Origin of the sequence: Streptomyces sp. NPDC005266 (assembly GCF_040607655.1) — a bacterium.
Classification (GTDB): domain Bacteria; phylum Actinomycetota; class Actinomycetes; order Streptomycetales; family Streptomycetaceae; genus Streptomyces.
Genome location: NZ_JBEXHC010000009.1, coordinates 156,124 through 172,742 on the forward strand (window position 1 = coordinate 156,124; position 16,619 = coordinate 172,742).

The following is a 16,619-nucleotide window of genomic DNA, read 5'->3' on the forward strand; positions in this document are numbered from 1 at the left end:
GCGATCACCACGTGCTAACCAGGGGGTATGTCTCACAGCGATGCGTACGACGTCGTCATCGTCGGAGGTGGCCACAACGGCCTGGTCGCCGCCGCCTATCTCGCCCGGGCCGGGCGCAGCGTGCTGGTGCTGGAGCGGCTGGACCACACCGGTGGCGCGGCCGTGTCCACCCGGCCCTTCGCCGGGGTCGACGCGCGGCTCTCCCGCTACTCCTATCTGGTCAGCCTGTTGCCGCGGCGGATCGTGGAGGATCTCGGGCTGCGGTTCGCGGTGCGCAAGCGGGCGGTGTCCTCGTACACGCCCGATGTCCGGGGCGGGCGGGCGACCGGGCTGCTGGTGGACACCGGCGGCACGGCCCGCACGCGTGCGGCGTTCGAGCGCCTCACCGGGGCGGACCGCGAGTACGCGGCCTGGGAGCGCTTCTACGGGATGACACAGCGCGTCGCCGAGCGGGTCTTTCCGACGCTGACGGAGCCGCTGCCCAGCCGGGAGGAGCTGCGGGCGCGGATCGGGGACGACGCCGCGTGGGAGGCGCTGTTCGAGCGGCCGGTGGGGGAGGCGATCGAGGCGGAGTTCCAGGACGACCTCGTCCGGGGCGTGGTGCTCACCGACGCGCTGATCGGCACCTTCGCGCACGCCCATGATCCCTCGCTGCGTCAGAACCGCTGCTTCCTCTACCACGTGATCGGCGGCGGTACCGGGGACTGGGATGTGCCCGTCGGCGGGATGGGGGCGCTCACCGACGCGCTCGCCGACGCGGCCCGCGCGGCGGGCGCGCGGATCGAGACCGGCCGCGAGGTGACCGAGATCGCCACCGACGGGACCTCGGCGGAGATCACCTACGAAGGCGAGGACGGCGGCGGCACGGTGGCGGCCCGGTATGTGCTGTCCGGGGCCGCGCCCAGGGAGCTGGCGCGGCTGCTGGGCGAGGAGCCGCCCGCCCCGCCCGCCGAGGGAGCGCAGCTGAAGGTGAACATGCTGCTGCGGCGGCTGCCCGCGCTGCGGGACCGCGAGGCCGACCCGCGCGAGGCGTTCTCGGGGACGTTCCACGTCGCCGAGGGGTACGGCGCGCTGGAGGAGGCGTACCGTCAGGCCGCCGCGGGCGAGCTGCCGCGCCGTCCGCCGTCGGAGATCTACTGCCATTCGCTGACCGATCCCTCGATCCTCGGCCCGGAGCTGGCGGCCCAGGGCTATCAGACCCTGACCCTGTTCGGACTGCACACCCCCGCCCGGCTGTTCGCCCAGGACAACGACGGGGCACGCACCGCGCTGCTGGATGCCACGCTCGCGCAGCTCGACGCGCATCTCGCCGAGCCGATCGCCGACTGTCTGGCGTACGACGCCGACGGAAGGCCGTGCATCGAGGCGAAGAGCCCGCTGGATCTGGACCGGGAGCTGCGCCTGCCCGGCGGCAACATCTTCCACCGCGACCTGGCGTTCCCCTACGCCCAGGAGGGGACGGGCCGCTGGGGGGTGGAGACGCGCCACGCCAATGTGCTGCTGTGCGGTGCGGGCGCCGTGCGCGGCGGCGGGGTGAGCGGGATCCCCGGGCACAACGCGGCGATGGCGGTGCTGGGGAAGTAGTCACGGCACGATCGCGTCCGCGGCGGCGGCATCCGGGGCGGCGTTCGGGGCGGCGTTCGCGGCGGCTTCCGGGGCGGCGTTCGCGGCAAAGAATCTGACCTTTCGTCAGAAAGCTCTTCCCTCGTCCTGCCCCCTGCGGCATCCTGCCGCCCATGGAGACGGAGTTGAGTACAAGGCTGGGCGTCGAGCACGCCATCTTCGGCTTCACCCCGTTCCCCGCCGTGGCCGCGGCGATCACTCGGGCCGGCGGGTTCGGTGTGCTCGGCGCGGTCCGCTACGGCGCGGGTGAGGAGCTGGCCCGCGACCTCGACCGAATGCGGGGGCACACCGACGGCAAACGTACTGCGTCGATGTGGTGATGCCCGTGAACCAGGTGGAGGGGGTCACCGAGGCCGATCTCGAGGCGATGATCCCCGAGGGGCACCGCGCCTTCGTCCTGGAAGACGCTCGCCGCGTACGGCGTCCCCGAGCTCGCCGAGGGCGAGGCGTCCGGCCGGCGGATCACCGGCTGGCTGGAGCATGTCGCCCGCGGCGAACCCGACATCGCCTTCGACTACCCCGTGAAGCTCCCGGCGAGCGCCCTCGGCGCACCGCCCCCCGATGTCGTCACCCGCGCCCACGACCACGGCGTTCTCCTCGCCACGCTCGCCGGCAGCGCACATCATTCGCTCCTGATGGACTCCACCCGCGCCGTGCGGGCGGTCTTCGACGATCTGACCCGGGGGTTCGAGCGGGCCATCGAACGCGTCAACCACATCGCCGGACGCGCTTGAGGAGGAGGACGATCCGATGAGTGAGACGAGCGGCATTCCCCATGGCTTCTGGACCCAGGCGCAGTCGGACCCCGGCCGTACCGTGCTGATCGCCCCGGACGGCGCGGAGTGGACCGCCGCCCGGCTGCACAGCGCGTGCAACCGGCTGGTCGGCGGGCTGCGCGCGGCCGGGCTGCGGCGTGGCGACTCCTTCGCGGTGGTGCTGCCCAACGGCGCCGAGTTCTTCGCCGCGACCCTCGCCGCCACCCAGGCCGGGCTCTATCTCGTGCCCGTCAACCACCACTTGACCGGCCCTGAGATCGCCTGGATCGTCTCCGACTCGGGCGCCAAGGTGCTGATCGCCCACGAGCGCTTCGGCGAACAGGCCGCCCTGGCGGCCGACGAGGCGCGGCTGCCCGCGACCCACCGCTACGCGGTGGGCGCCATCGACGGCTTCCGCCCGTACGCCGCACTCCTCGAAGGGCAGCCGGAGGAGCCGCCCGCCGGCCGAGAGCTGGGCTGGGTGATGAACTACACCTCCGGCACGACGGGCCGCCCACGAGGCATCCGCCGTCCGCTGACCGGAAAACCCCCCGAGGAGAGCCCTCTCGGCGGCTTTCTGCGCATCTTCGGCATCACACCTCAGGTCGAGGAGGCCGGCCATGTCCATCTGGTGTGCTCACCGCTGTACCACACGGCCGTACATACGTTCGCGGCCTCGTCCCTTTACATCGGCCACCCTCTGGTGCTGATGGACGCGTGGACGCCCCGGGAGATGCTGCGTCTCATCGAAGCCCACCGTGTCACGCACACCCATATGGTGCCCACGCAGTTCCATCGGCTGCTGGCCCTGCCCGAGGAGGTCCGGCGGTTCTACGACGTCTCCTCGATGCGTCACGCCATCCACGGCGCCGCGCCCTGCCCCGACCACATCAAGCGCGCCATGATCGACTGGTGGGGGACGTGCGTGGAGGAGTACTACGCGGCGAGCGAGGGCGGCGGCGCCTTCGCCACCGCCGAGGACTGGCTGAAGAAGCCCGGGACGGTGGGCAGGGCCTGGCCCATCAGCGAAATCGCGATCTTCGACGACGAGGGCACCCGGCTCCCCGCCGGTGAAGTCGGCACCATCTACATGAAGATGAGCACGGGCGGCTTCGTCTACCACAAGGACCGGAGCAAGACGAGGAAGAACCGCATCGGCGACTTTTTCACCGTCGGCGACCTCGGACTCCTCGACGAGGACGGCTATCTCTATCTGCGCGACCGCAAGATCGACATGATCATCTCGGGCGGCGTCAACATCTACCCCGCCGAGATCGAGGCCGCGCTGCTCACCCACCCCGCCGTCGCCGACGCCGCCGCCTTCGGCATACCGCACGTCGACTGGGGTGAGGAGGTCAAGGCCGTCGTGGAGCCCGCCGAGGGGCATGCGCCGGGCCCCGAGCTGGCCGGCGCCATCCTCGACCACTGCGCACGGCGGCTGGCGGGCTACAAACGCCCCAAGTCCCTGGACTTTACCGAGGAGATGCCGCGCGACCCCAACGGCAAGCTCTACAAGCGGCGGTTGCGCGAACCGTACTGGGAAGGCCGTGAGCGACCGGTGTGACCCGCGGTATCCCGGCCGTATCCTCCCCCGTATGCACACACTTGACACGGTCGAGGTGGACGGGGTGGAGCTGGCCTACCGGGTGTGGGGAACCGCGGGCGACCCGCCCGTCCTGCTGCTGCACGGCCTCGGCGAGGGCGGCGTCGACTGGCTCACTGTCGCGCCGCGACTCGCCCCGGGCCGCCGGGTGTACGCACTCGATCTGCGCGGCCACGGTGCCAGCGACTGGCCGGGGGAGTACGCCCTGGAGCTGCTGCGGGACGAGGTCGCGGGGTTCCTGGCGGCGCTCGGTCTGCCGTCCGTCACGCTCATCGGGCACTCCTACGGCGGCGTGGTCGCCTATCTCCTCGCCCAGCGCTACCCACCTCTGGTGGATCGGCTGGTCATCGAGGACGCTCCGCCGCTGCTGCCCCAGGACCCGCCGCTGGCGGTGCCCCCGCGCCCCCAGGGGCGGATGGCCTTCGACTGGGCCGTCAAGACCCAGTTCACCGAGCAGCGCAACGCCCCCGACCCCCGGTGGACCGAGGACCTCGCGGCCATCACCGCCCCGACCCTGGTGATCGGCGGCGGGCCGACCAGCCATATTCCGCAGGAGCTGCTCGCCGAGATGGCCGAGCGCATACCCGACTGCCGCCTGGTCACCATCGACGCGGGCCATCTGGTCCATGAGCGGTGCCCCGAGGAGTTCCTGACAGCCGTAGAGGTGTTCCTGGCGGCTGACAAATAGGTCTTTGGGTTCGGATTCACCCTGGTCACCGCCTTTCTTGAGTGTGGGGTTGTCAACTTTATGTCGGCCACGCTATATAAGAAGGCGTAGGGCATCGCACGCAGTGCGAGAGACAAGGAGTGATCTGTGATGCTCATGCGTACTGACGCGTTCCGTGAACTGGACCGGCTCTCCCAGCAGATGCTGGGCACCGCCGTGCGGCCGGCCGTGATGCCGATGGACGCCTACCGGGCAGGCGACGAGTTCGTCGTCCACTTCGATCTGCCGGGCATCAACCCGGACACGATCGACCTCGACATCGAACGCAATGTGCTGACCGTCCGGGCCGAGCGCCGCTCGCCCGCTCCCGAGGGCGCGGAGATGATCGCCTCCGAGCGCCCCGCCGGCGTCCACACCCGTCAGCTCATCCTCGGGGACACGCTGGACACCGAGCGCATCGACGCCTCCTACGATGCGGGTGTGCTGACCCTGCGTCTGCCGGTCCTGGAGAAGGCCAAGCCCCGCAAGATCAAGGTCAGCGAAGGGTCGCACGGGCCGCACCAGCTCACCGCCTGACCCAGCCCCCCACACCCTTCTAGAGAAAGGCGCTACAGCAGCCATGGTCCACCAGCGTCGGCCGGGACGGCAGGAACACGGCATGACGTTCGACGAGCTGATCGAAGCGGTGAGGTACGACGGGATCTACCCCACCCGGGAAAGGGCCGAGGAGGTCACCCGCACCGTACTGGCCGCTCTCGGCCGGCAGCTCACCGGTGACGAACGGGTGGCACTCGCTGCCGTGTTGCCCACCCGGGCGGCCCGCATGTTCGCCGGTGAGGTTCCCCGCCCCGAGCCGCTGACCGGCTGGGGATTCGTCAAGGACATCGCCGCGCACACTCCCGGGGCCACCCGGGCAACCGCCCGCTGGGACGCCGGATCGGTCCTGGGGGTCCTCGCCCGGCTGGCGGGCCCCGAGTTGCTGGCGCGCATCCTCGGCCGGCTGCCCGACGGCTATGCCCTGCTGTTCGGGCAGGCCCAGCTGGCCCGTCCGCCGCAGCCCGTCTGATCCGCCGGAGCCTCACCGGGCCGGTCCCGATGGTGCGGGACCGGCCCTGCGGGCGTCCACGGCCCGGACCGCGGCGCGAAGGGAACGGTCTCCCCTCGTGCCGGAGCCCGCGCACTCCAGGCTCTCGCCCGCGAGACCACCATGCCGCCGAGAAGAGAGGCCCCACGGTGCGACTGCCCCACTCCCTGCGCCATGTGCTGATCGCGGGCACGGCCACCGCCGTGCTGGTCACGGGGACGGGTGCGGCCGTCGCCGCTCCGGCCACGCCCGCGACGGCCCCCCACGGCCGGCTGCTGCCGGTGGCCGAACTCTCCGCCGACCGGGTGCTGGTCGCCGACCAGGTCGCCGCCGCCAAGTGGGGCACGGACAGCCCGATCGAGGACCCGGCGCGCGAGCAGCAGGTGCTGGACGCGGTCGCCCAGCAGGCCACGGAGGTGGGCGCCGACCCCGAGGCGACCGTACGGATCTTCCGCGACCAGATCGAGGCCAGCAAGGTGGTCCAGCGCGGTCTCTACCGCCGCTGGGACGCGGACCCCTCGCAGGCGCCCACCGAGCGGCCCGACCTCGGTAAGATCCGGCTGGAGATCAACCGGATCAATGGTGAACTCGTCCGCGCCATCGCGGATGCGCAGCCGGCGCGCCAGGCCCGCTCCTGCACGGGGCGGCTGGCGGCCGGGGCCGTGGTCGCCGGCCACGAGAAGCGGCTGGACGCGCTGCACGCGGTGGCGCTGGCCCGCTCGCTGCCGTCGGTGTGCGAGCGCCCTTGACGTGCTCCCTGGCCTAAAGTCCAGGGATTGGGCCTGGGTCGTCTGACCCTGCCGGGGGCTTCCTGCTTCAACGCGCTGTGCGGGCACGTGTGCCCGTCTTACCCCCTGGCCACCGCGAGGCCGGTGCGGGGAAGCCGGGGAGGCCGCGCGCCGTCAGGCGCCGGTCGCGGCCTCGGCGGCCACCGCGGGGGAACACCAGGTCGAAGGGGCCCGTAAGGCACTCGGCCACGCCTGTGGCGGGGGCTCGCAGTTCTTCGCCATGTGGATCCGGCGGGCGAGCCTCCCACCGGGTGAGCGGGCTGGAACGTCCTTCTTTCGTGGCCTGTCCGGCACCGGTCACGATCGCTAGGGTGGGGCGCGGACGACGACCCGGGAGGAGCCAGGACGTGGCCGACACCACCACTACCGCACAGCCACCGACAGGAAGCGGCGAGAAGCCCGAACTCGACCTCACGGGAGCGCACTGGCAGTCGAGCAGCCAGGGCGTGGGCGATGTGGAGATCGCCTTCGTCGAGGGCTTCATCGCCATGCGCCACGGCCGCCGTCCCGAAGGCCCGGCCCTGATCTTCACCCCGGCCGAATGGCGCGCCTTCGTCCTGGGCGCCCGCGAAGGCGAGTTCGACCTCACCTGAGGACCGATCGACCCCATCGGCCGTGACGGGGCGCACCGCCCGAGCGGGGGCGGCTCGCCCCGTGAAGCGGCATCAGAGGAGCACGACGCATCCCCGATGCCTCAGCGCCCGGACGCTGTCCGCCTCGTCCACGCGGTCATCGAGGTTGTTCCAGCGCAGATCGAGCTTCTCCAGAGCGGGCAGTTCGGCGATCCAGTCCGGGAGTGTACGCAGCCGGTTGCCGCGCAGATCCAGGTGGCGCAGCAGGGGCAGCCCGCGCAGCGGCTCGTCCACGGCGGTGAGCGCGTTCTCCCGTAGCTCCAGATGGCGCAATTGGCGCAGTCCGTCCAGGGCCGGGGGCAGAGCGGTGATCCGGTTGCCGCGCAGCCACAGCTCCCGCAGCGAGCCCAGCCGCCCCACCGACTCCGGCAGCTCGGCCAGCTCGCTGTGCTGGGCGCGCAGTTCCACCAGCGCGGCCATGGAGCCGAGCTCCGGGGGGAGCCCGCCGAGCGGGTTCTCGCCGACGTTGAGATAGCCCAGCCGGTCCAGCCGGCCGAGCGAGCGCGGCAGCCGGGTGAGACGGTTGTCGTGCAGATACAGACAGCGGGTGAGACCGGCCAGATCGCCGATCTCCTCCGGCACCTCGGTGAGGTGGTTGTGGCCGAGGTCGAGGGTGTGGAGCCGCCGCAGCCGCCCGATGGCGGCCGGGAGGCGGGTCAGGGCGTTGTCCGCCAGGATCAGGACGCGCAGCCCGGTGCGCCGCCACACCTCGTCGGGCACGGCCGTAAGACCCGCCTTCCACAGGTCGAGCGTCGCTACGGCCATGGGGCCGGCTCCGGGAGCGGCGCGGCGTCGGCATCGAGGGGGCCGGTGACCTCGCGTCCCGCCATCCACGCGGTCGGATCGGCCAGTCGGCCCCGTACCGTCAGCGGCTCGCCGGATCCGCAGTCGCGCCGCTCCGGCCCGTCGCGCCGCTCGCGGCCGACGCCATCGCGCTCCTGGGCGGGGAGGAGCGGGAGCGGTTGCGGGCGTGCCCCGCGCCCCGGTGCGTGCGGTACTTCGTCAAGGAGCATCCGCGGCAGGAGTGGTGCGAGCCGTCCTGCGGCAATCGCGCCCGGGTGGCCCGCCACCAGCGCCGCCGCCGAGGAATCTGACCGGGGCTCAGCCATCAGTCCGGCGAACGCCCCGCCCGGGCCGCCACCTCCCGCCCCGCCAGGTCCGCCCACGGCCGCTGCCGCCCGCGGCTCACCGCCTCGACCCCCCGCTGGTCGTACCGGGACGTGTGCAGCGACCACCCCAGATTGCCGCACATCACATGCCCTATGCCGGCGACGAAGTGCTCCGCGTCCCGGCGGCCGGCCGGATCCACCACCCCGGCGTCGGCGAGCAGCGCCGGCAGCAGGGCGGCGGCCTCCTCGAAGCCGCGGTAGCGGGAGTTGGCGAGGTCGGCGACGCGCCGTACGGCCTCGTCCACGGTGCGACCCTCGCGGTCGCGCAGGACGATCACGCTGTTGTGGACGTCCCCGGCGGCCATCTCCTTGTCCAGGGAGGCGAGGTCGTTGGCGAAGATGACCACGTCGTCGGCCGCCTCGCGCATCGCGGCGAAGAGGGCGCTGTCGTGCAGGGCCGGCGGGAGGGTATAGCCGCCGAAGCGCTCGATGAGGTCCAGGCAGGGCTGGACCCCGATCGTGTGCCGGGTGACGGACAGATAGGTGGCCAGCGAGGAGAAGACATGGCCCGTCCTGGTCAGCGCCTCGCGGTTGTGCGCGCGCAGATAGTCGCGCCAATGGCCCCGGAAGCGGTCCTGCCAGCCCCGCGGCATCCCCGCGTTCATCCGGCGCCACAGATCGCGGAAGCTCAGCAGGAGCGGGCTCGGCGGGGCGCCGAGCGCCTCCCCGTCCGGCGTCGCCGTGACGCGCACGACGGCCTCCACGAAGCGGGAGACGGCCTCGGGGTCCTCTCCCATCTCTCCGTCGAACTGGTCGTCGAAGATGATGAACCACGCGTGGAGGTCGCCGGCCACCTCCAGGTCCGGGCCCGCCGCCTCCGGCCAGAAGTAGGCCGCCAGCCGGTCCATGTCCAGGGCCTCGTACTCGGCCAGCGTCGACCGGTCACGGACCATGTCGAACCGGGACAGCCAGCGGATGGTGTGTTCCTTGGCGGTCTTCGCGCCGGGGCCGAGCTTGGGGGAGCCCGGGAAGTCGAGCAGAGCCGCCCGGCGCATGAGCGCCGCCTGTCGGGCGTGAGGTCGCGAAGCGTGCGTGTCCGTCATGCCTAACCGCCCCCTCCGGGATCGGGGCAGCCCGCGTCGCCTATACCACAGGACATCACAACGGCGGGCCAACCCGTTTAATCCGGTCATCCTCGCGTGCCGAACGTGCCATTGATAGAGGGCAATCGGAATTGGCGCATGCCCTTGGCAATGCCGTCAGGAAAACGCTCCATAGGGGGCTACGGAGCGTGCTGGACGCGCTACGCTCGCGTTACCTGCCGGAGGGGAAGAACGTGGCGGACGACATGAGCCGACAGAACCGTGCGCGCCTGACGTTGCTGGAGCGGGAGTCGGAACTCGGCGCGGTGGACGGCGTGCTGACGGATCTGTGCGGGACGCGCCCCGGCGATCCGTCCGGGCCGCGCACCGGGGGAGTGATCGCCTTCGCCGGGCCGGGCGGCGCCGGCAAGACCACGCTGCTCGGCGAGATGCGCCGACGGGCCGCCGCCCGTGGCTGCACCGTGCTGTCGGCGCGCGGCGGCGAGCACGAGCAGGGCCTGGCCTTCCATGTGGTGCGCCAGCTCTTCCAGCCCGTGCTCGCGGCGACCAGCGAGGAGGAGCACCGCCGGATACTGGGCAACTGGTACGACATCGTCGCGCCCGCCGTGGGCCTGGTGGTCTCCGACGACGGCGGCTCGCCCGACCCGCAGGGCGTGCGCGACGGGCTCGACTGGCTGGTGACCCGCTACGCGGTCGAACACGCCCCGGTCGTCGTGATCCTGGACGACGTCCACTGGGCCGACGCCGAATCGCTGGACTGGCTCACCCGGTTCGCGCCGCGCGCCGAGGACCTGCCCATGCTGCTGGCCGTCGGCTACCGCCCGGAAGACCTTTCCGCCGACGCCGCCGGGGTCCGGGGACTCACCGGGCGTCAGGGCTCCCGGGCGCATGTGCTGGCGCCGCTCACCCCGGCCGGGGTCGGCAGGATCGTGCGCGAGGTCCTCGGCGAGGAGGCAGACGAGGCGTTCTGCCGCGAGTGCTGGGCGGTGACCGGCGGCAACCCCTTCGAGGTCGTCGAGCTGACGGCCAAGATCCGCGACCGTGAGATGAAGCCCCAGCCGGAGAATCTGGCCGTCCTGCGCGAGCTGGTCTCCTCGGCCAAGGACAGCGGCCTCAACGACCGGCTGACCCGGCTCGGCACCGCGGCCGTCCGCCTCGCCTGGGCCGTCGCCGTCCTCGGCATCGAGGCCACCCCGGTGCTGACCGCCAATGTGGCCGGGCTCAGCGAGACCGACGCGGCGGAGGTCGCGGCCCGGCTCGCCGACGCCCGCATCCTCGCCCAGCCGCGCCCGGGCAACCAGCCCCTGGAATACCTCCACCCGCTCATCGCCACCGCCGTCTACCGGGCGATCCCGGGAGCCCTGCGGGTGGCCATGCACGGCCAGGCCGCCACCGTGGTGCTCACCGCGGGTCGGGGCTCGGCGGCCGCCGGCCGGCATCTGCTGGAGATGCACCCGGAGGGCGACGGCTGGGTGGTCCAGCAGCTGAGGGAGGCCGCCCGGGAGTACGTACGAGCCGGGGCGCCCGAGGCCGCGCGGCGCTGTCTGGCCCGCGCCCTGCGCGAGCCGCCCGGGGTCGAGGAGCGCGCGGCCGTTCTCTACGAACTCGGCTGCTCCGCCCTGCTCACCGAGCCCGAGACCACCATCAACCACTTCCGGGCCGCGCTGGAGGAGCCCGTACTGGACCCCGCCCTCCGCGAGGCCGCCATCCTCCGGCTGGCGCAGGCCTACGGCCACAGCGGCCGGACCGAGACGGCCGCGCACATCGTCGGCGAAGAGGCCGCGCGGGCCTGCAGCGCCCGCGTCCGGCTGCGTATGCAGGCGGAGCACTTCATGTGGAGCGCCTTCCGCGCCGACGAGCCGGACTCGCCCGCGCGCTCGCGCCGGCTGTCCAGGCTCGTGGACCACCTGAGCGGCCGCGGCTCGGCCGAGCGCTACCTCCTCGCGCTGCGCGCCTGGGACGCGGTGGTGCGCGGCGAACCGGCCGACTCCGCCCTGCGCTACGCCGAGGAGGCGCTGGGCGACGGGCTCAGCAGGACCGACGGCGACTGGGGCTTCGAGGTGCCCATCCTCGTCGCCCTGACGTTCATGTACTGCGACCAGCCCGGGCGGGCCGAGGAACTGTTCAACAACGGCATCGCCGAGTTCGAGCACAAGGGCTGGCGCGGCGCCCATCTGGCCTTCGGCCTCACCCTCCTCGGCTACATCCGCTACCGGCGCGGGCGGCTCGCCGAGGCGGAGGAGCTGGTCCGGGAGGGGCTGCGGATCGCCGACCGCGTCGGCAGGACGACGCCCGCCCACTGGGCCGCCATCGGCACCCTGGTCGAGACGTTGCTCCGCCGCGGCCGGGTGGAGGAGGCCCGCGCACTCGCCGCCGCCCACGACTACGGCGTCACCGTGCCCAAGGCCGTGGTCTACCCCGACGCCCAGGCCGTCCACGGCAAGCTGCTGCTGGCCCAGGGCATGCACCGGGAGGCCCAGGCGCAGCTCGTGGCGGCCGGCGAGCGGCTGGACGCCCGCGGTATGCGCAACCCCGCCTGGTGCCCCTGGCAGCTCGAGCTCGCCCACGCCGTGGCGCTGACGGATCCCGATCAGGCCATGCGGGTCGCCCAGGAGGCCGTGCGCCGCGCCCGTCAGTTCGGCACCCGCTCCGCGATCGGGCGGACGCTCCACGCCGCCGCACTGGTGACCCAGGGCTCCGAACGGGTCAAGCTCCTGGCGGAGGCCGTGGCGCACCTCGAGCGCTCACCGTCCAGCTATGAACTGGCCGTCGCGCTGGTCGACCACGGGACCGCGCTGCGCCGCGTCGGCCTGCCCCAGGAAGCCGCCGACCGGCTCTACCGGGCGCTGGAGAGCGCGATGCAGTGCGGGGCGGACGCCCTGGTGATCCGGGCCCGCGATGAACTCTCCGCCGCCGGAATGCGCCCCCTCCAGTTGCGGGCCGACGAGACCGGCACGCTCACCAGCCAGGAGCAGGCCGCCGCCGAGCGGGCCGCTCTCGGCTGGGCGGACGAGCACATCGCGGAGGATCTGGTTACCGACGTCCGTACCGTGGTCCGGCTGCTGTCCGGCGTCTACCGCAAGGTCGGCACCGACCGGACCGGCCTGGCCAAGCTGCTGGGGCGGACCCGCCGCGCGTCGGCCGCCCAGGCGTCGCCGCCGGCCGGCCCGGCCACGGCGATCGTGCCCACAGCCCCGGTCGGCGAGGGCCGCTGAGGCTCCGGGACGAGCTCAGCCGAGGGCCCCGCCGGGCGGTGCCTCCCGGGCGCTCCCCGGCACGGAAACCGGCGTGCGGCCACGTACCATATCCGCATGTCCTTCCTCCGCCGCCGCAGCGCCGCCACGCCCACCGGGCCGGACTTCGACGTCCTCGCCATGGACCCGGGGGACTGGCCCGGCGATCTCGGGGCGGGGCTGCTGCCCGCGCCGGACGGCACCTGCCAGGGCGTTTTCCTGCGTTACGACCTGTTCGGCGGCCGCGGCCCGGCGATGATCATCGGCAATCTGCCCGAGGGGTCCCCGGCGCGCGAGGCGGGCGAGGGCCAGGTGCCGTTCGAGGTGACGCAGCTGCTGGCGGCGCTCGGGAACGACGAGCCGGTGCATGTGGTGGACACCGAGGACAGCCCGGTCATGCACGAGGACAACCTGCTCATCGTGCGCCGCGTCAAGCTCTCCGAGGGCCGGATCTCCTGCGCCCAGTTCGACCGCAGCGACGGCGTGCTCGTCACCATCGCCAGCTGGGACCGGCCGATCACCGACGATCTGTACCGGCTGCTCAAGCCGCTGCCCGCGGAGATGTTCCAGCAGCGCTGAGGGGCGCGAGGCGGCCGTACGGCTGCACCACGCCGTACGGCCGCGGGGTCACTTCCCGGAGCGGCGGACCGTCACATCCGCGGCCCGTACGAATGCCACCCGGTGACCGAACTGGATCTGGTGGTACGTGTCCTTTCCGCGCACCACCTTGTGCCCGGCCGGATCGAACGTGGTCGCCCACAGATACTCGCCCTGCGTCCGCAGCCCCAGCGGATACGACTGCCCGGCGAGAAGCTTGTACGGCAGCGGTGAGACCGCCTGCACCGGTACGCCCTCCGGGTACGCCTCCTTCTCCGGGTAGGCGCGGCCGTACACCGGGACCTCCGTCGCGCCCGCCCTGGGCGTGACGACGAGCCCCTTGGCGTCCACCGCCGTGGGCCGCCCCTTCGGATTCTGGAACCACGCCCGCTGGCCGAGGTACCAGATCGCCGTCCAGTCGCCCTCGCGCCCGGCGACCGCGAACTGCTGCCCGGTGGTGGCGCGGGCGCCCGTGTCGTTGACCCCGGTCGTCGAGTCGGAGCCGTCCGGGCGCAGCCCGATGTCCTTGACCAGCGGGGCGTCCGCGCTGGGCGCGGTGTGCAGCCGCACGGCCGCGGAGCCGTGCGGGGAGCACAGCCCGCCCGCCTTCTCGCAGTCGGTGTAGACCAGCTCGTTGGCGTCGTAGTCGGGGCGGATGGTCACCAGACCGCCGGAGCGGCCCGCGGTGCGGTGGAAGGGCGCACCGAGCAGCGTGAAGTAGTGCGCCCAGTCCCAGTAGGGGCCCGGGTCGGTGTGCATGCCCTTGATGGTGGCGGTGGTCGTGCCGGGCACGTTGTCGTGGCCCAGGATGTGCTGACGGTCCAGCGGAATGCCGAACCGTTTCGCGAGATACCGCACCAGCCGGGCCGAGGAGCGGTACATCGCCTCCGTGTACCAGGCGTCGGGGGCGGTCAGAAAGCCCTCGTGCTCCAGGCCGATGGACTTGGCGTTGACGTACCAGTTGCCCGCGTGCCAGGCCACGTCCTTGAGCGGCACATGCTGGGCGATATGCCCGTCGGAGGAGCGCAGGGTGTACTGCCAGGAGACATAGGTGGGGTCCTGGACCAGCTTGATGGTGGTGTCCCAGGAGCCCTCGGTGTCATGGATGATGATGTAGTCGATCGACTGGGACGCGGGGCGGTCGCCCAGATCGTGATTGCCGTAGTCGTTGTCGCCGAACTGCTCGTACGGGGCGGGGACCCACTCGCATGACACATTCTTGGGAGCCTCGACCCGCGGATCCCGCTGACGGGAGGGCAGTCCGAGTGCCCGCAGCTGCCGGCGGTCGGGGGCCACGCCGGGCACGGCGGCCAGGGACACCCGCTCGCCGTCACCCGTCGTACGGCTCGCACCGCCGCGGATCACGTCGTACACCTCGTCGGCGAAGACGGCCGCCGCCGTTGTGTCCTCGCCGCCGGAGTAGGCAGCCACCGCCGCGTACCAGTCGGCCGGGTCCTCGCTCCGCGGCAGGCCCAGCCGCTTCTGCTCGGCGGCCAGCAGCGCCGCGCCACCGCGCACATTGGCCGCCCCGTCGCCGCGCAGCGCCTCCGCCGGCAGCCCGGTGAGCTCGGCGGCCCGGCTGAGGGTGCGCAGCCGCGCGGGCAGCTGCCGGGCCTCGGGGACGGGGGTCTGAGGCACCCTCAGGGGACGCGCCGCATCGCCGCGCGCGTCCTCGGCGCCCTGGCTGTGGTGCGGAGCCGCCGAGAGAGCGGTGTAGGCGTCGGTGAGGTGCATGGGGCCATAGCCGCCGGTGACACTGGGCGCGCCGCGGTGGCCGTCCCAGCGGGACTGCAGATAGGACACGCCCAGCAGCACGCTCAGCGGAACGCCGTACTCCGAGGCCGCCGCATCGAAGGCCCGGCGCAAGGTGTCGCCACCGGCGCCGGGCTCCTCGGTTGGTGGCTGGTCGGCCGGCTGATCGGCCCGCGCGGCGGACGTCGCGGAGACGAGGGGAAGCAGAAAGGCCGCCGACGCCGCGGCCCCCGCGCCCCGCAGCGTCGTCCTCCGCGTCGGGCCGGGGGCCGGTCTGTTCGCGTCGTGGGCGCTGTCCTGTGCGGATCCTGGCATTGCAGCCTCCTCCAAGGCGGGCCGACCGAGCCGAGCCACTTAGAGGTATCCGCTGCCAGGCCATCCGTCAATCGGTGTGGCCCAATGGAGTGTTCGCACGTCAGCCTGCCTGCGGTGCGTCACCGGTCCAGACCGGTGACGCACCGCTCGGGCTCACCCGGTGCCGACTGCCGCCCGCACCGCGCGCCGGGCCATCGCGCAGTCGTCATGCAGCCGGCGCAGCAGCAGCCGCTGCTCCTCACCGGCCGGAGTCGCGCCCGGCACCACCGGTGCGGGATCGTGCATGGTGCGCTGCACAGCGGTCTCGTACTGGCGGATCTCGCGCGTCAGCACCAGCATCAGATTCACCAGGAAGGAGTCCCGCGAGGCCGGACCGGCGGCCTGTGCCAGCTGGCTGATCTGACGGCGCGCCACCGGGGCGTCACCCAGGACCGTCCACAGCGTCGCCAGGTCATAGCCGGGCAGATACCAGCCCGCGTGGTCCCAGTCGAGGAGCACCGCCCCCGAGGGCGACAGCAGGATGTTGTTCAACAGGGCGTCGCCATGGCAGAACTGCCCGGGCACCTGCCGCCCCGGCGCGTGCGACAGGCCGCGCAGCAGCTTCTGCACATCGCCCATGTCGCGGTCGGTCAGCAGCCCCAGCTCGTGGTAGCGGGAGAGCCGGGCGGCGTAGTCGATGGGGGTGTCGAACAGATCGGCGGGCGGCCGCCACTGATTGATCCGCCGGATCGCGCCCAGCGCGGCTCCCAGATCGGCGCGCGGCGGCGGTTCGGTGGGGTGGCGATGCGAGGCCGCGATCCGCCCGGGCATCCGCTCGATGACCAGCGTGCAGTTGTCCGGGTCGGCGGCGATCAGCCGGGGCACCCGCACCGGCGGGCGCTGGCGTACGAACGCCCGGTACATCGTTATTTCCCGGCGGAACCGTTCGGCCCACGCCGGGGAGTGGTCCAGCAGACACTTGGCGACCGCGGTGGTGCGGCCGGTCGTGCCGACCAACAGCACGGACCGTCCGCTGCGTCGCAGCACCTGCACCGGGTTGAACTCCGGACAGATGCGATGGATCGATGCGATCGCGGTGCGCAGCTGCGCACCCTGGGGACCGGACACGTCGAGTCTCCCGCGGGGCGGCACAGGGCCGAGGGCGGTGGCCCGGGCGCGGCCGGAGTGGGCGGGATCGAGGTACGGCCCGGTGCCGGGCAGCTGCCGCCGGTACGGCCGGGGCGGGGCGGACACGGAGGACGATGCTGCGTACATGGGCGAGACAGATCCCTTCGTGTGCCGACGAGTTGCGTACGCTCCCGGCCCCGCGGCGGGGCCGCACCCTGGGGAATGCGGTCGGTTCCGCTCGAGCCGCCACC

General features: G+C 72.7%; 13 protein-coding genes and 2 pseudogenes. 11 read left to right on the forward strand and 4 right to left on the reverse strand.

The genetic code is table 11. The annotated features are described in order from the left end of the window. Positions 1–27: 27 nt before the first annotated feature. The 8 genes and pseudogenes from ABZU99_RS19245 (at position 28) to ABZU99_RS19280 (ending at position 7,113) form a co-directional block, all read left to right on the forward strand. Positions 28–1,584: an NAD(P)/FAD-dependent oxidoreductase gene (locus tag ABZU99_RS19245; RefSeq protein ID WP_356049159.1), complete on the forward strand. Its 1,557-nt coding sequence runs from the start codon at positions 28–30 to the stop codon at positions 1,582–1,584. A gap of 152 nt (positions 1,585–1,736) precedes the next feature. Continuing rightward, positions 1,737–2,252, forward strand: a pseudogene (locus ABZU99_RS19250) (nitronate monooxygenase); the annotation flags it as partial. A 121-nt stretch (positions 2,253–2,373) separates the two neighbouring features. Further along, the gene (locus ABZU99_RS19255; RefSeq protein WP_356049158.1) at positions 2,374–3,942 is read left to right on the forward strand and encodes an acyl-CoA synthetase; all 1,569 of its coding nucleotides are present in this window, start codon (positions 2,374–2,376) and stop codon (positions 3,940–3,942) included. Positions 3,943–3,973: 31 nt separating this feature from the next. Next, a complete protein-coding gene (locus ABZU99_RS19260) occupies positions 3,974–4,669 on the forward strand; it encodes an alpha/beta hydrolase (protein WP_355952463.1) in 696 nt (231 codons plus the stop codon). A gap of 129 nt (positions 4,670–4,798) precedes the next feature. Then, on the forward strand, positions 4,799–5,224 hold the full coding sequence (locus ABZU99_RS19265; RefSeq protein ID WP_355952466.1) for an Hsp20/alpha crystallin family protein: 426 nt from the start codon (positions 4,799–4,801) through the stop codon (positions 5,222–5,224). A gap of 82 nt (positions 5,225–5,306) precedes the next feature. After that, a complete protein-coding gene (locus tag ABZU99_RS19270) occupies positions 5,307–5,714 on the forward strand; it encodes a DUF2267 domain-containing protein (protein WP_355952469.1) in 408 nt (135 codons plus the stop codon). A gap of 167 nt (positions 5,715–5,881) precedes the next feature. Further along, positions 5,882–6,481, forward strand: coding sequence for a chorismate mutase (locus ABZU99_RS19275; RefSeq protein ID WP_355952472.1), 600 nt, complete (start codon positions 5,882–5,884; stop codon positions 6,479–6,481). 386 nt (positions 6,482–6,867) lie between these two features. Beyond that, positions 6,868–7,113 carry a DUF397 domain-containing protein gene (locus ABZU99_RS19280; protein ID WP_355952475.1) on the forward strand — a complete coding sequence of 82 codons (246 nt, stop codon included), beginning with the start codon at positions 6,868–6,870 and terminating at the stop codon, positions 7,111–7,113. A gap of 72 nt (positions 7,114–7,185) precedes the next feature. On the opposite strand, the gene ABZU99_RS19285 is transcribed toward ABZU99_RS19280, so the two are convergent. After that, entirely contained in the window at positions 7,186–7,917 is a 732-nt protein-coding gene (locus tag ABZU99_RS19285; protein WP_356049156.1) for a leucine-rich repeat domain-containing protein, read from the reverse strand. Positions 7,918–8,048: 131 nt separating this feature from the next. Between ABZU99_RS19285 and ABZU99_RS19290 the strand changes: the two are divergent. Further along, positions 8,049–8,246 (forward strand): annotated as a pseudogene (locus tag ABZU99_RS19290) (CGNR zinc finger domain-containing protein); the annotation flags it as partial. Between the two features lie 14 nt (positions 8,247–8,260). Here ABZU99_RS19290 and ABZU99_RS19295 read toward each other — a convergent pair. Next, the gene (locus tag ABZU99_RS19295; protein ID WP_356049155.1) at positions 8,261–9,364 is read right to left on the reverse strand and encodes a terpene synthase family protein; all 1,104 of its coding nucleotides are present in this window, start codon (positions 9,362–9,364) and stop codon (positions 8,261–8,263) included. A 245-nt stretch (positions 9,365–9,609) separates the two neighbouring features. On the opposite strand from ABZU99_RS19295, the gene ABZU99_RS19300 reads away from it, so the two are divergent. Beyond that, on the forward strand, positions 9,610–12,579 hold the full coding sequence (locus ABZU99_RS19300) for an AAA family ATPase (protein ID WP_356227900.1): 2,970 nt from the start codon (positions 9,610–9,612) through the stop codon (positions 12,577–12,579). A gap of 96 nt (positions 12,580–12,675) precedes the next feature. Further along, entirely contained in the window at positions 12,676–13,176 is a 501-nt protein-coding gene (locus tag ABZU99_RS19305) for a hypothetical protein (RefSeq protein ID WP_355952481.1), read from the forward strand. Between the two features lie 48 nt (positions 13,177–13,224). Here ABZU99_RS19305 and ABZU99_RS19310 read toward each other — a convergent pair whose 3' ends face one another. Then, positions 13,225–15,261: a peptidoglycan recognition family protein gene (locus ABZU99_RS19310; protein ID WP_356049153.1), complete on the reverse strand. Its 2,037-nt coding sequence runs from the start codon at positions 15,259–15,261 to the stop codon at positions 13,225–13,227. Positions 15,262–15,414: 153 nt separating this feature from the next. Beyond that, positions 15,415–16,515 (reverse strand): aminoglycoside phosphotransferase family protein, encoded by a 1,101-nt coding sequence (locus ABZU99_RS19315; protein ID WP_355952487.1) that lies wholly within the window; start codon positions 16,513–16,515, stop codon positions 15,415–15,417. Between the last annotated feature and the right edge of the window lie 104 nt (positions 16,516–16,619).